This is a genomic window from Bacteroides xylanisolvens, assembly GCF_018289135.1.
Lineage (GTDB): Bacteria > Bacteroidota > Bacteroidia > Bacteroidales > Bacteroidaceae > Bacteroides > Bacteroides xylanisolvens.
This window is the reverse complement of record NZ_CP072216.1, coordinates 5428375-5444433: the sequence shown is the minus strand read 5'-3', so window position 1 is coordinate 5444433 and position 16059 is coordinate 5428375. Positions and strand designations below refer to the sequence as shown.

Annotated in this window: 8 protein-coding genes; all 8 read right to left on the bottom strand. The window is 46.4% G+C overall.

The features are described from left to right. Nucleotides 1–20: 20 nt before the first annotated feature. The 8 genes from INE92_RS22490 to INE92_RS22455 all read right to left on the bottom strand — a co-directional run bounded on the left by INE92_RS22490 (nt 21) and on the right by INE92_RS22455 (nt 15951). The gene (locus INE92_RS22490; protein ID WP_151939785.1) at nt 21–1979 is read right to left on the bottom strand and encodes a cellulase family glycosylhydrolase; all 1959 of its coding nucleotides are present in this window, start codon (nt 1977–1979) and stop codon (nt 21–23) included. Between the two features lie 44 nt (nt 1980–2023). After that, nucleotides 2024–2761, bottom strand: a complete 738-nt coding sequence (locus INE92_RS22485; protein WP_149958530.1) for a hypothetical protein — start codon at nt 2759–2761, stop codon at nt 2024–2026. A gap of 79 nt (nt 2762–2840) precedes the next feature. Further along, nucleotides 2841–5105, bottom strand: coding sequence for an endo-1,4-beta-xylanase (locus tag INE92_RS22480; RefSeq protein ID WP_015532249.1), 2265 nt, complete (start codon nt 5103–5105; stop codon nt 2841–2843). Between the two features lie 30 nt (nt 5106–5135). Further along, entirely contained in the window at nt 5136–6203 is a 1068-nt protein-coding gene (locus tag INE92_RS22475) for a DUF5627 domain-containing protein (protein ID WP_224262915.1), read from the bottom strand. Nucleotides 6204–6247: 44 nt separating this feature from the next. Beyond that, a complete protein-coding gene (locus INE92_RS22470; protein ID WP_004309633.1) occupies nt 6248–8005 on the bottom strand; it encodes a RagB/SusD family nutrient uptake outer membrane protein in 1758 nt (585 codons plus the stop codon). A 44-nt stretch (nt 8006–8049) separates the two neighbouring features. After that, a complete protein-coding gene (locus INE92_RS22465) occupies nt 8050–10860 on the bottom strand; it encodes a SusC/RagA family TonB-linked outer membrane protein (protein WP_004309632.1) in 2811 nt (936 codons plus the stop codon). A 31-nt stretch (nt 10861–10891) separates the two neighbouring features. Then, nucleotides 10892–12793 carry a RagB/SusD family nutrient uptake outer membrane protein gene (locus tag INE92_RS22460; RefSeq protein WP_211421255.1) on the bottom strand — a complete coding sequence of 634 codons (1902 nt, stop codon included), beginning with the start codon at nt 12791–12793 and terminating at the stop codon, nt 10892–10894. A gap of 14 nt (nt 12794–12807) precedes the next feature. Further along, entirely contained in the window at nt 12808–15951 is a 3144-nt protein-coding gene (locus INE92_RS22455; RefSeq protein ID WP_004309630.1) for a SusC/RagA family TonB-linked outer membrane protein, read from the bottom strand. Between the last annotated feature and the right edge of the window lie 108 nt (nt 15952–16059).

Here is a 16059-nt window from a genome sequence, read left to right as displayed (position 1 = left end):
ACTATCTTTCTATATTATATTTATTCCAACTTCATGCTGCTTATCACAATCGGCTTGCCACCAGTCGACCAGAACCCGACAATGTAGAGGTGCGACGGGTCTACCCTATTGCCGTCAGTATCTTTCATCTGCTGCAAATCTACCACCACTCTGCGTGTCTGTCCGAAATCGTAGGTGGCGGGCTTCGTCCAGTAGTCGTTCTTGTCAAAAAGGCGGAAAGAGACACCGCACTCGTTGTCGTTGCCCAATTCCACGGTCAGCCTCCGGTAGCCCGACAAGTCAAGTCCGCCGGGGTATTTCCATCCGCCAAAGCCATATTTGCCTGTCACCAAGGTGCGGGTCGTTTCGTCAAAGGTGCCTTCTTCCCATATCGAAGGGTCAAACACGTCTTCCGTCAGCACAAAAGGCGAAACCACCGTCACCTGCAATGTCTGTTGCATGCTGTTTCCCGCTGCTGTGCGATAAGTCACCGTTACCGTAGCATTGCCTGGTGCCACTGCCACCAGTTTGCCAGTCGGCTCCACCTTCAGCACTTGTTCGTCCGAACTATTGATAGTCGCCTCGGCAGTCACCATTCGCGAGGTGCCATCTTTATACACCGCCTTCACTTTCAGGTAGTGCACTCCTCCCATCTGCAACGAGCGTGTCGCCTGCTCGCCCATCAGTTCCAGTCTCTCGGGCTCGCCATTGACGGTCACTCCTTCGGCATACTCCTTGAACCAATGATACATTGCCCACGGACAGGCTTCGGGATCGTTGAGGAACGTATAGTTGCCCTCTGTACCCGGCACGTCCTTAAACGCTGCCAGCTCGTGGCTTCTTGTAGTGAAAAAGAGCCACGACACATTTCCCGCATTGTCGGCTATATACTTGAAGTTGGCGCCGAACCCCTTGCCACCGGCTTCGCCTGTGATGCTTTTTCCCCAAGTAGCATCGTATTTCAAAGGTGCCCAATCTATTTCCGTCACCATGATGGGGGCAATCGCCGCCACCGGACCTACTTGCTTATCCCATCCGCGCTGGAAGGACTCGTAGCCGCCACCGGTAGAAGAGCCGATTCCTTCGCCACTGTCTTTTTCGGCATCGCTGCCATACCATCCGGGATAGCAGTGCACGGCAAAGCCGATGTTATCGCCCTCGATGCGGTGGGTGGCATACCCGGCATACTGCGACTGGTAGGCCAAGCCTGGCACCCAAATGATATTACGGCAATGGCTCCTTATCTTGTCTACAATGGACTGGAAGTAAATCTTTGCATTGGCAAAGCAGGCATCGGAGGTGCTGCCATAGGCTCCGTCGGTCCCTTTGATGTTGACCGGCTCATTGGCTAGTTCGAACATGATGTCCGTATTGTTCTTCACTTTGGGGTGTTGCGAAACGATGTCCCACACGTTAAGCAGAAACTGTTGATAGCTATCGCCCACCTCTATTCCCTGATAAGGAGCTTCGTTGGGGCATACCCCGGGCGGGCGCATCACCACATACATTCCCTTAGATACAAAATACTCCGCCATCGGCACAAACAGTTCGTCGAGATACTTGCGGAAACGGGTCTCGGAAAAGCGTTCGTGTCCTTCGTATCGCACAAACGGCTTTGAAGTATCATCGCTCCAATAAGGGTCGAGATGCATCCGCACGAAGTTGAACTTCCATCCGGCAGCCACAATCCCGTCTACCATACGTTTGTTATAGCTAAGACACGACTGCACATCGTAGTTAGTCCATGCGTTGTTGTTAAAAAAGGGACTGTAGGTCTGTGTAAATCCATGAAGATTGACCGTCTCGCCCTTTTCGTTTTTAAGGTAGCGCCCCTCTACGTGCAACACTGGCAACTGATGATAGTCTTTCTCCGGAGCAGGTTCGTCCTTAGGCGTTTCCGGTTCGGCAGGAATCTCCGGTTGTATAGGCAGAGAGCTTTCGTCCGAACAAGATGCCAAAGCCACACCTATCCATGCCAGCAAATAAATTATCTTTTTCATAATGATGTTGATGTTACATAATAGTTGTTGCAAAAATAACAATACTACCAATAGCGATAAAAACTATAGTTGTAAATACCGTCACCACTGATAGTTCCTTCATACAATTTATAGCCTTTTATATCACCATGATAAAAAACTAACGGAGAGCCGTTATAATCCATTTCGTAAGTTCCTTTCGTTTCCCCTTTAGGAATAGTGATTGATGCACTACTCTCATACTTTCCACCATCATTGTATGCTTCGTATGGGATTCTGCAACTTATATCTTTTTTTACGGGATAAGTTGTCGTGGCAGTAAAAATAGGATGATTGGAATACAGTTCTTTCATTGAAATCATTATGCGATTATCAATTCCATTTTGAGTAATACCAACTGTTAATGTTTTATTAGATCCCGGCTGTTTCAATACAATTTTTCCACTTCTGAGAGAGGAAGTATTGTCCTGGGCTACTACCGATAGAACATATATATCATAATACTGAAAACATATAAGATAATCCAACCATGAAGGATCGCTCACTATTTCAGGTTGCAATAATGTTTTTGTTCCATTAACCTCTACATAGGAACATAAAGTTCTACTAAGAGGTTGTGAGTCATCCTTCGGACCAATAACAAAGTCCTCCACTACATCCGAATCTGAAGCCCCAAAACAATATGTACTATCCGAATTTGCAGCCCTTGTAACTATATCTCCTACTTTATCTATATCAAACAGAATTTCATTACTACAGCTACACCAAATAATCAAACTTAAAATAAATAATATGTTTTTCATTATTATCCGACTTTTATTGAAACAATAAAGGCAGCGGATTCATGTTATATGCCCCGCTGCCTTTTCTTATCAATCTCTATTATTTACCAGCCAATCCGTCAGCAAAACCGGCATAAGTATGCTTACGGTTGTAGTTGGAATCCCATAAACCTACAGGTTCACCGCCACGCCAGTTAGAATCACCGGGGGCACCGGGAGCATCGGTAGCACACCACTGCGTGATGCCGTATTGCTGTGCCACAGGAATAATCTCGAAGTATTTCTTCACGATAAACTTATAATATTCAGCCATCGCTTTATGTTGTTCTTCTGTCATATCCTTTGTCAACACCGTAGTGCCGCTTTCATCCACATATCCCATATCCAGCTCAGATACTTTCACGAGTTTGCCACTCTTGGCTAAGATTTCAAACATTTTCACTACATGTTCTTCTTGCTTCTGCTGGTCAGCAGCATTGGCGCGATAAGCCACGTGCATCTGTGTACCGATACCGTCAATCTTTGTCACACCGTCAGATTCCCACTTCTCTATCCAGTGTACCAAGCTCTTGGCTTTCTGATTGTTATCCCAAGTGGATTCCAGATTGTAATCGTTGATGAAAAGTTTGAGAGGTTTAACACCACCGTTTTCTGCATAATATTTACGGGCGGCAGCTACAACAATACGAACATAATCTTCACTACCCAAGTAATCTTGCCAGTAGAAATTATTGGCAGCGTCAGCACCGGCATTAGATGCAGATTGCAAGACATAGAAACCTTCACCGTCGTTGCCACCACCTGAAATAGCTTCGTTCACTACATCCCAAGTAGTCACGTAACCACCAGTAGCTTTCATCATTCCTTCAATCCAATTGTTCATTGCCCGAGTAAGCGCTTCTTTTTTCTCTTCGGGAGTAAGAGGAATAGTGTTACCTTTAGTAACTATTTGCAATTTGATATTATCAAAATAATATTTATTAGCAGGTGCATTGGGCGCGCCTACATCCAAGTTCCATGCAAAAGTCTGCATGTTTCCCTCAGGAGAAAGGGTAGTGTTAATAGTAATAGTTTTTTCAAAGTGTTGCCATTCCGTAGTGAAACTAACAGCACACCCACCATCATAATGAATATAAGCTCCAGGGGCAGCATGAGCCTGAGACTCAGAATTATTGGGTGTATCTGCACGATAATCGAAAGAGATACGTACAACATCATTTTCCACCAACGGACGGTCAGCATACAAAAAGAATTGAGTATCCCAACTGTTTGTTCCTCCACCAGCAGAAGTAACAACGAAAGCACGACTACCGTCTTTACCTACTCCATCAACAATATCGCAAGCAGCATTAGCTCCTCCCACATGAGTAGAAACAAAATTGGTAGTTTCACTGCCTTGCGCATCACCATTAGTAATGATGTCAGTTAAAATCTCTACTGCCGCATCTCCCGGTGTAGGTATAATTGAATAAGAATGCGCATGCCAACTTGGTTTAGACCAATTAGAAGGCAGATTTCCTTCTTCAAAAGTTCCGTTCTTTATCATATTTTGCTCAGAACCTTTTTCAACCAGCACCATGTCATCAAACCAAAGATCTCCTCCAAACTGTCCGAAATTGAATAACAAACGAGAACAATCACTATTAGGTGTAAATTCAATGCTTATTGTGCTCCATGTAGTTCCTGCTGAAATCTGTGGTATGCCATAATGTGTATTACCAGCATTCGGTGTTTCTATCCAAAGCGGAAATGTCACAGCTGATGAAGCCTTGGTTCTCATAGAGAATACATAAGATTTCCCTTGTAAAAGAGGAGATTCCAAATCATAGTAATTTTGCCAATCCCATGGATTCGCCTTCGCTTCAGAAGTATTGATATGCAAACAATTTCCTTCTCCTACAGAGGGCGGCAATTCTTTGTCTTTAATCAAAGAATTCAAATACTTATTATTCTGCTGTGCATGCCAAGCCAATGTATGTCCATATATAGTAATTCCGGCAGCTTGGGCGGCAGTGACAAATTTATCCACAGTTTCGAAATTCATCTCCCCTTTATCGTTCACACACGAAGCATATTTCATCGCATTGCCTGCGGTCACTTCGTCGAAGTTGGCTTCCGCTAAACGAAATACCAATCCTCCTTCGATAAATTCGTTGGCTGCCAACGCTAATCCCAATTTAAAATCGGGATTAGCTGCACGGTCTATGTACGATTTCAGCGGGGCATAATCATTCAGATACTCGTATTGCGCTATCGACTCCGGTTTTGTCACCGTGACATCGGCAATCTCGGTATCCACGCAAGAAGCCAGCAAAGCTGCTACCAGCGTGCCCCATACCATATTATTTTTTCTATTCATCTTCATGTAGTTTTCTTAAATTGTTTAGATTGCGGTTCACTTCAACTTCACGTTAAAAGTTTCAAATTTGCTCTGTCTGTCGCGTGACACCAGCGCGTCCGTGCTGCTACATTTGGCAGTGCCCGTTTCACCGGTCACAGCATTCAACACATAAGGCGCATAAGTCACTTCATAGGTCAGTTCGAACAGGTCGCGGTCTTTGTCGCCCCACGCTTTCTTGGCACCATGATAGGTCCACTTGCCCGAACCGCTTGCCTGAGCCCCCGGTGTGTCGGTAGTGATGGAGCAATTGCCGTTGTCGTCAACCGTTATCACCAAGTCCATTGTCAACGTTTGCTTGGAAGATTCGCCTTTCTCATTCACCACATCCACCGAAAGCGAAAGAGGATAACGCACTTTGTTGAGGGCAATAGTTCCCAATGTACGTTGGTCTGCTTTCTCTATATTCTGCGGGTTACGGTTGAGCGTAGAAGTGTTGCCATTGATGTCGAGCTGGTCTGTGCCACGACTCAACCAAACGCCCTCATACTTGTTTTTGTAGGTCACCCCATAAAGCGCATAGTCTTTGGGAAGCACGTCCCAGTCTGCCACATTCAAGCGATTGGGAGACTCAACTTTAGGTTTGCCCGCCAAGATAGAGTCTGAAGCCTGTGCTAACCGTACCGGAATGACATAGGTGAGTTCGGGCGTGAGAGGATCATTGAAGAAAGCATCGGTCAACTGTATGTCCATACGTCCATAAATGTCTCCTTTGGGAAATACCACCTGTTCCGAAGAATAAGTATAATATTCCTTAGGCATAGGAAGTATCGGCTTGCCATTGTCGAAATAAGCATTGGTACACAAACTTTCATCGATAACAATCTGTGCTGTGCGCTCTTTGCGGTTTGACCACACACCGCCCAATGTAGCGATGATCTGCATCCGATATTCATTGTCTTGTTCGGTAGGATATACATCTTCGCCCAATGTGATGGTGCGTATAGGAGTCTGAGTAGCAAAACTGATGGTCTGATATTCGTAATCGTCGAATTCTTTGTCTCCGTTTTCACAGCCGGCAAACAACAAGCCAAGGACCATGCATTTCATTATTGTCTTATTCATAATCATTGTATGCTTTAGCATTTTATTAAATTTACACTATCGGTTTACCAACCCTGATTCTGTTTCAGTTCGTCATACTTAAGAACTTCCGAATAAGGAATAGGACCGTAATACATATACTCACTGAACGAGCGTTTGTCTACCTCCATTGGAGTATAACGGGTTCCACTGATATTCATCCCTTTAGCGGTTTCGGTCAGATTGCTCTTCCAGCGGCGCAAATCCCAGAAACGGAAACCTTCGAAACAAAGTTCGATGCGACGTTCGTTGCGGATGAGTTCCGCCATCTTTGCCTGATCGTTCTTGATGGATTCCAAGTAAGCATCACCATTGTCGCGACCGATGCCGGCACGGTGGCGCAACTTTTTCACCACATCATAAGCAGAATAGCCGTTGCCTCCTTTATCTTGCGGACCGTACGCCTGATTTGCCGCCTCGGCATACGCCAAGAATATCTCGGTATAGCGGATGCGCGGTGTGTAATGATACTGGTCGGCTTTCGCATTCGGGTCGAGGCTGATGTCCTGACGCAACAGTTTGCGCAGATAGTATCCGGTACGGGTAGAACGTCCTACCACCTTGTTCAGTGCATCATTGGTAGTTCCGTCGGCTGCCGTAAAGATTTCCTTATTCGTATTGCCTGCCTTACAACCATTATAGAGAATGTATGCTTCCAAGCGCGGGTCACGGTTGGCATACGGAAGATTTTCATCATATTCGCCGGACAGATGAGACACCGGATAACCGTTCAGCATCGGGAATGCATCCACCAGATTTTGAGTTGGGTTGATACGTCCGTTACCGTAGAGTGTGGGCGGGAAGTTATCTTCTTCGAGCGAGAGGGATTTGGCACGTTCACCACGCCACAGAATTTCAGCAGGTGATTCGGTTGGGCTAAGTTTTTCAATATCATCTACATTGCAATACCATGTCCATCCGGTAGGATCCATACCGTCTACCCCTCCGATATGATTCAGTACCTTTGCAGCACTAGCAGCAGCCGTTTTCCAATCAACGCCTGACTGGTCACTATATGCCGGACTGGCAGCAAGCAAATCCGCTTTTGCCACAAACGCTTCCACCACCTTTCCAGACATACGGCCGATAAAGTTTGCGCCAAACACACGGGTGACTTTGCCTTGGTCTGCTCCTGCATATTTAGCAGACAAGCGTTGCATTTCCGCTGCGTCACCATATTCCCAAGGCAATCCTTCGAGTGCCAACCGGGCGTCTTCTTTCAACGCCTTCATGCAATCTACAAATGTGCTGCGGGGCACATTGAAATTGGATCCGGCTGCTTCCGGTTCGGTCAGGATGGGCACCCCCATCAACACACCGTCTTCGGTATAGCCCGCATGGGCTTCGAGGAGGTAATACATATACATGGCACGCAAGCCATAGGCTTCCGCTTTCTCACGGTCGCAGAACATCTGCGCCACCACTTCGTCTTTCGCCCATTTCACCTTGTCGGCATTGGCAAGGAAAAGATTGATATACTGTATGGCGGAACGGCAGGAAGTCCAACGGTCGGCAGGATTGTTGTTTGCCGTCCACATGCCGGAGGCTATTTTACGCCAGCTGTTTTCCGCATCATTGCTCACAGCGTCATCGGTAGCCACGTCGTTGAAAGAATAGCCTGCGCAGGGTATGCGTGTATAGGCATTTGCCAGTATTCCTTCGGCATATTGCGAATTCTCGTACATATATTCCAGTCCGAGGTTGTTCTCGATAGCCGGTTCGAACAAGTCATCGCATCCGGTCAGACAAGCGGCAAAGGCACATATTGTTATAATTTTCTTCATGACTTATTTATTCTATATTTTTATATTCTACAACGAGAGACCCATCAAAAGTCTACCTTTACACCCAGTGCGTACGAACGGCATTGGGGAGAAGTCCCTACATTCATCTCCATATATTTACGCTCCTTCGCCAAGGTCAACAGGCTTGTTCCGTTGGCATAGATTTGTAAACCTTTCACAAGTTTGCCTTTCAGCATAGCAGCCGGGAAGTCGTAAGACAATTGAACACGGTTCAAATCGAAACGTGAAGTGTCGTACAACCAGAAGTCGGAAGCCACAAAGTTCAGGTCGCCACCTTGTGTTGTGAGACGCGGGTATGTGGCGATATCTGCCGTCTCTTCCGTCCAGCGTCCGCGAACCACTTCAGAATATTTGCGATCGCCATACACGTGCATATAACTATTATTCTTCAGTCCTTTGCCACCAAACGATCCGGTGCCTGCCACAAACAATGTGAAGCCTTTGTACTTGGCAGTCAGGTTGAGACCCATCACCCAGGAAGCACCCCACTTGCCCAATACCACCTGGTCTTGCTCATTGATGACACCATCGTTGTTTTGGTCTACATACTTCAAATCACCGGGTTTGGTATTAGCATTCACCTTTGCCGAGCTTTCCACATCGGCAGCGTCTTTGAAGAATCCGATGCATTGATATCCGCGCAAAGCATCAATCGCCTCACCTTCGGCTTTCAGCCAGTCATATTTCACATTCTCGTCCCATTTGGTGTTCTTGGAGGTGTAGTACATACCCACAAGCCCCACATTCCATTCAAAGTCACCGTGCTTTTTGCCCACATTTACACTCAAGTCCACACCCGTACGACGTTGGTTGTTCATGTTAATATAAGGACGCATATCGGACTTCGGATAATAAGTCTGGAAATAAGACGGATAATTTTGGGGCTGCGCCAGCAATCCTTCGGTATTGGTTACGAAGTAATTGGCATTGAGTCTCACCAATCCCTTCCAAAGAGAAGCGTCCAATCCTACCGTAAATTCCTTACGCTTGATGTAGCCGAGGTCGGGGTTTCCACCTTGCAGGAAGTCGGTGGTCTGCATCGAGTTGTTTACCTCGCTCCATCCCCACCACGTACCTGCCTGTGTAAACTTGGTAGCATACATGTAGTAATCACTGATATCCAAATCCTGATTGAGCACACTATAGCCTGCCATCAGTTTCAGGTTATCGAGCCAATCGGCATCTTTGAGGAAACCCTCTTCGGAAAGACGCCATCCCAACGTAAACGAAGGCGAAAGCCCTATCCGGTTGCCTTCGGGCAATTTGGCGGAATGAACCGCTGCCATGCTGAAATCGGCGTAATACTTACCGGCATAGTTATAATCGAGTTGCAAACCCAAGTTGGAATTGCTAGTGCGATGGTAGGTACCCGAATAGGTCTGCTGGCTGCCTTGAGCCAACAACAATGCATTCACATGATGATTGTCGGCAAAAGTGTTCTGATAGCCGAACTGTGCAGAGAAATAAATGGTCTGATACGCCGTACTGCCCGATACGTTTTGCGTACCGGTATGCTTGTCCATATTGTACTTAGTCAATGAAGTAATACGGTCGCCTCCGAAAGCATTGTTCCAAGAGGCTTCATACACTGCATAGTCGTCGTCGATAGAAGTGATGTAAGAAGTTCCGTAGTCTACGGAGAACTGTGTACGGAATGACAATCCTTTCAGTACTTTATACAAATCGAGGTTGATTCCCGCATCAAACTGGAAACGACGTGAAGTAGCTTTCTGATAACCGGACGCATACATGGCAGCAAAAGGATTAGTCATGTTCAACTGCGTACCTCCCAATAGATATTTGCCGTCAATAAGGTAATTGCTATTATTGATCAACGTCCACGAAGCAGCATCGTTTTTATCGACAAACTCAATGGGAATGAAAGGTACAAGAGGCGCCGAACCGGGAGCAGTCGGACGTAACGTAGCCGAGTTAGCCCAGTAGTCTGCCTTATCGTGACGGGAATCGTAGAAGATAGCATTTGCATTTACCCAACCGCTGATCCAATCGTTCATACGCAAATCCACATTACCGCGGATATTCAGGCGCGAATTGCGGTTGTTCTTACTTTCACCGAAGTTGAGCAAGTCGTTGGAACTCTCGTAACCGATGTTCGTATAGAAGTTGGCGTAGCGTCCGCCGCCCGAAAACTCGGCCACTCCGTTATAGTCCTGACTTGTCTTCCGAATATAGTCATCGGAAAAGAAGTTGATGTTCGGATAACGGTAAGGGTTACTTCCGCTTGCATAGTTGTAAATCTGCTCATCCGAGAAAGCGGGATCCAACCCGTCGTTACGCAACGCCTCGTTATACAACGTCATGTATTCGGCAGAAGCCAGATATTTAGGATAGCTTTTAGGCACATTGATACCGGCATTGGCACGCGCACTCACCCGCAAGTCTTTATCGCATCCGCGCTTCGTGGTGATAAGAATGACTCCCTTCGCACCACGGCTGCCGTAAAGCACCACGGCTTGCGCTGCTTTGAGGAATGTGATTTGGGCTATTTCGGTAGGACGAATGTTGTTTGCCTCACGAGGGACTCCGTCTACCAATACCAACGCTTCGCCCATGTTCCATAATTGTCCGTTGTAACCTCCCACTAAAGATTGCATATTGTCGAGACTGTACAGCGAATAACTTTTATTAGTCAGTTCCTCTACATTGACGGACGAGACACCACCCATCAAATCCGCCCGGTCCACTGTGCGGAAAGCCACATTCACTTTCTGAGCCAATGTATCAGTCTTCTCCACATCCGTCTGAGCCATCAGCCCGGCAGAAGCAAACAATAGTCCGGCGCTAAGAATTATATTTTTATGAATTTGTTTCATGATATTCTATTTCGTTTAATAAGTCACTTGTTTACCATCCCGGATTCTGATAGAACTCCGGATACAAGGTCACGTCAGACAATTTCAGAGGCAACCAGTAATGCTTCTCCGTGAAATTACGCGTCACGATTACCCGATATGTATAGCCGCTTACAGCTGTTTCCTGAGGGTTCTCGGCAAGGTCGCCTACCCGTTGGAAATCGACAGCAGTCTTTTCGGTATAAGGTTTCTTGTCGATAAGCAACCAGCGACGCAAGTCAGTGAAACGGTGTCCTTCGTATGCAAGTTCTACCGCACGTTCGCGGCGAATCTCACTGTTGAACAGATCGATTGAACCGGTATATTTGGCATTGACACCTTCTACTCTCGCACGTTTGCGGATGGTGTTGACTGCGGCCAGTGCCGTAAGTGTACAGTTGGTTGACTTTCCTGTAGACGAGCCGGTAGCATTTGCCGCAGCTTCAGCATACATCAGATAAATGTCTGCCAGACGCATATAGCTGCAATAGATATGCATCTGCGGACTCCATCCCCAGCCATCATCCCATTTATTGGCTGTCACCGGAATAAACTTGCCAAGCAGGAATCCGGTACGGCTTCCGAACTGGTCGTCACGGGCGTTTCCGCCTGTGTAGAGGGATGCAACGGCTAAGTCACCGACCTCCTCCGAATCTTTTTTTGCATCAGATACCATAGGCGAACCGTCGAAGCGAATATCATGATAGAAACGTGGGTCGCGTCCTTTCCAAGGATGAGTCTTGTCCCACTTGGATTCCTGGTCGTCGAGCGGCAATCCATTTGCCATACCGTAATAGTGTACATAGTTGGCTGTGGGCGAGAGTTGCGGATTGTTATCTTTCTTATAGCTGGCAGGCACAAACTGAAGAGCTAAACCAAAAGTTGAGTTTTGCCAGCCATCTGCCACCAATCCTCTGAACAATGCTTCTGTAGAACCCGGCATTTGGGCATTCTTTCCGTATGTGTAGAAGAGGTCGGAATAGTCCTCAAAGTCCACCAAGCTATATTGCGTCTGTCGGTTCTCTACCAGCGTAAGCAACTCCCCGAACGCTTCGGCAGCCTTCCGGCAATATTCCTGATTGTAGGATTCACTTCCTGTGGACACCTTGTTCATCAACGGACTTCCTGCCCACAAGTAGTTTTTACCTAAATAGCCCAGTGCCATGATTTTGTTGATGCGCAGTTGGTTGTATCCTTTCGTGCTCGGGCTGATAGATGTCTTGTCCCAATCAATAGGCAGCAGATCGGCAGCCATCCGGAAATCATCGGCAGCCTTGTCGGCACATTCGTGATAGCTGAGTCGCGGCTCGTTGAATGTTTCGTTGGGAGGCAACACCTTATCTATATAAGGCAATCCGCCGAAATATTGTATCAGCATGAAATGAAACCACCCGCGGAAGAAATAAAGCTGTCCGGCAATGGCGTTCTTCTGTTCCTGCGTTGCATCGGTAAGCAGGTCCAGATTTGCTAATCCCGTATTACATTTACGGATTCCGTACCAAGAAGCGGGCCACAAGTCGCGGTTCCATCTGAATCCGTCGTTCGGAGTAGTAAAGTCCAGATTCAGAGTTTTGCAATCCATAAATCCGGCCCCCCAGCCGTCGTGTTCAGCCTGCCACCCCCAAAAGTCGCCTTGGTCCACTTTATAGCCCATGTGATAATTGCAGTCTACACCAATCACTTCGTCTTCACCCCAGTTCCAAGAGTTTGACCAGTATTGTTTGACCATGTCGGGAATACAAGCATAAAGCTCTTCTACAAATCCCTGAAAATTGTGGAAGTCCTTAAAGGCATTTTCCGGAGTGACATCCGATTCGGGTGCCTTGTCCAGATAGTCGGTACACGAAGCAGTCGTACCCGTCAATCCGAGACTCAAACAAGCCATTACAGCATATTTTATAATGTATTTTTTCATAATTCGATGATGTTTTAAAGGTCAAATTTAATACCCAGATTGAAACGACGTACAGTAGGATAAGCACCTTGCGAAGCCAATCCCGTACCTGCAAAGTTCGATTCGCGGTCATCCGGCATACGCGACCATACCCAAAGGTTGTTTCCGTTCAGGAATATTTTAAATCTGTTCAATCCAATTTTCTTTACCCAAGGTTGTGTAAAAGTGTAAGCCACTTCAGCATTCTTCAGACGAATAAACGAACCGTCGTAATGGAAGCGAGTACCTTCATAATAACTCGGAGTAGAATTGATACGAGGCATGGGAGCATCTGCATCAAAACGATCTTTCGACCAGAATACTCCTTCGTCGAATACAGTATTCACGTTATTGTGCAAGGAAGTAAAACCCACATAACGGTTGACGTTGGTCACTCCATAGAACTGTACAAAGCAGCTGAATCCCTTGTAATCGAATCCGATAGTAGCGTTGTACGTATTTTCGGGAGTACCCGTATAGCCGTAAGGAGCGCTGTCGTTGGCATCTATCACGCCATCACCATTATAGTCCATAGTGATATACTGTCCGGGCAATTTCTGATCGTTCATCGTATTGTGTGTAGGCATGGCGAATACTTCGTCCCACGTGTTGGCAAATCCTGCCGTAAGATGAGCGTGGTCTTGTCCGATGGCAAATCCTTCCGACTTCTGGTATGCGGGACGCAACACAGGGTCATCGTATTTGAGAATCTTGTTTTCAGCATGAGTCATATTGAAGTTACCCCACAGACGAAGACCGTTGTTCAATGTTTTATTTACACGAAGTTCCAATTCGTATCCTTTCGTACGCACGCGTCCTAAGTTGGCAGCCGGGGCGGAAATTCCTAAATAACCGGGAGTGGCACGTTTGTCGCCGGCTACAAGAATGTCCGAACGCTTGTCATAGAAAAATTCCAAACTACCGGCAAGCAAACCATCGAAGAAAGCGTAATCAACACCGATATTCTGCTTCAAAGCTGTTTCCCAATGTACATCGGGATTACCTACCGTAGCTTCCTTGTACCAAGTGTAAGGAGACTCGGTTCGATTGTTCAAACCGTGGAAAGACTTACCTCCGTAAGCCCACTGTGTAGCATATAGAAAACGAATACCAAGATTATCGTCACCTACCTCACCGATAGAATAACGTACTTTCAACATATCTACCCACTTACGGAGAGGCTTGAAGAATCTTTCTTCGCTTATCATCCAGCCCAACGCACCTGAGTTAAACAACTCGAAACGATAGTCGGGACTAAACTTCTCGGAACCGTTGTATGCACCGTTGTATTCCAAGAAATAACGGTTGCCATAACTATAAGTGGCGCGGAACGCCCAGTCTTCACGATAGTGAGGGAATTCGCTACCAGTGCTTCGTTCGGTACGGTTGAACACTCCCATGGCGCTGACATCGTGGTCACCGAACTTGCCGCTCCATGACAATTGTCCTTGATAAAAAAGATTGCGTTGAGTAGACCAGTCCCGCACAGCACCACCTGCTGTAGACCACAAGATACCTTCCTGAAAATCGAGTCCGGTTTTAGAGTCGGTTTGCGCGTTGCTATAATGCACCTCGCCTGTTTCCGGATCTATCCATTTGGTCTGCGTCCCGTGATTCAAGTCATTGACACCACGACCGGCTTCCACAAACACGTTGTCCCACGAAATCATGGCACTTGCACGTAATCCTTTTACGAGGAAACTCAAATCCTGTTCCAATACAAAGTCAGTATTGACGCGGGTAGTAGTAAGCATTTCATAGCCTGCATTGGCGAGATTCAACACAGAGTTCGGCGCACCTTGCGAATTGGGCTTGTAGTATCCCCACGTACCGTCGGAATAACGGGGCAAGAAAGCGTCTGACGGAGAACTGTAGGCAGCCTGCCACAACTGCGAGGCACCAAATGAATCGTCGGCAACTCCCCACGGTGATTTCTTCACACCGTAAGAACCGAAAATATTGGCTTTCAATACGGTAGTTTTGGTAATCTTGAAGTCCAAATTACTACGTGCATTAATACGGTTGAATCCGTAACCTGCCTGATAACCACGGTTATTGTCCCATTCGCGGAACAAGTCACCTTCATGCAGAAAGTCTACCGCAGCGAAATATTTGACGTGGCGTGTACCACCCGACAGGTTGATGCTCGGATTGTATGACATGGCATAATCTTTGAAAAGCTCTTTCTGCCAGTCAACGTTCGGATAACGTTCGGCCTCTTCCAAATTAGCAGGATGGCGATATTTGTCAATCGTCTCCATCGGCAATATTTTATTCCAAGAAGCAGGATTCAAGCCTAACTCATATTCGGCAGCCTGATTACGCACATACAACGCATCCGCCGACTCCATTCTTCCCGGCAGAGCAGAAACCACTTTAGCCGTCATGTTCATACTTACGTCAATCTTGGCCCGACCTTCGTTACCGCGCTTAGTGGTTACAAGAATGACACCATTGGCACCCTTCACACCATAAACAGCAGTTGCCGACGCATCCTTCAATACAGATATAGACTGTACAGAACTCATGTCCACACTGCTCATCGGACGTTCGATACCGTCCACAAGGATAAGCGGTTCGCTATTATTCCACGAGCTAACGCTACGAATTACAATTTTCGGGTCTTCGTCACCCGGCATACCAGTAGAGGCAGAAGTCACCACACCCGGCAAATTACCCGTCAATGCCGCACCCACATTCGACACACCACCTGCACGCTGTAATGTCTCACCAGTGGTTTGTGCAATAGCACCTACCACAGACGCTTTCTTTTGTTGTCCGTAACCCACCACAACCACTTCTTCCAGTTGCTTGGTGTCATCTTCCAATGTTACTTTAATAAGACCTTTAGAAACCACTTTTACTTCCTGCGGTTTCATTCCTACATACGAAACAATAAGGACAGACTTCTCACCGGGCACAGTCAATACAAAATTGCCATCTATATCTGTGATTGTACCTATTGAACTATTACCTTTTAAAGTTACTGAGGCTCCAATGATTGTCTCACCATTACTGTCAAGAACCGTTCCCCTCACCGTTATCCCTTTCTGTGCTGATGCTGTTACAAAACTAAACAACATAAGGAGAAACAGGTAAGGAATTTTTTGAATTTTCTTCGTTACATTTTTCATTACCATTAGTTTAAGATGTTAATTAACTACATTGTTTTCTAATCATCATTCTTTTTTAATTGCATTAGCTATCATTATAAATATCACCCATAGTTGCTAGTATTAGATTTATAT

Coding starts and splice junctions, on each gene's coding strand:
- INE92_RS22490 (WP_151939785.1), bottom strand. CDS start 1,979: ATGAAAAAGATAATTTATTTGCTGGCATGGATAGGTGTGGCTTTGGCA.
- INE92_RS22485 (WP_149958530.1), bottom strand. CDS start 2,761: ATGAAAAACATATTATTTATTTTAAGTTTGATTATTTGGTGTAGCTGT.
- INE92_RS22480 (WP_015532249.1), bottom strand. CDS start 5,105: ATGAAGATGAATAGAAAAAATAATATGGTATGGGGCACGCTGGTAGCA.
- INE92_RS22475 (WP_224262915.1), bottom strand. CDS start 6,203: ATGAATAAGACAATAATGAAATGCATGGTCCTTGGCTTGTTGTTTGCC.
- INE92_RS22470 (WP_004309633.1), bottom strand. CDS start 8,005: ATGAAGAAAATTATAACAATATGTGCCTTTGCCGCTTGTCTGACCGGA.
- INE92_RS22465 (WP_004309632.1), bottom strand. CDS start 10,860: ATGAAACAAATTCATAAAAATATAATTCTTAGCGCCGGACTATTGTTT.
- INE92_RS22460 (WP_211421255.1), bottom strand. CDS start 12,793: ATGAAAAAATACATTATAAAATATGCTGTAATGGCTTGTTTGAGTCTC.
- INE92_RS22455 (WP_004309630.1), bottom strand. CDS start 15,951: ATGGTAATGAAAAATGTAACGAAGAAAATTCAAAAAATTCCTTACCTG.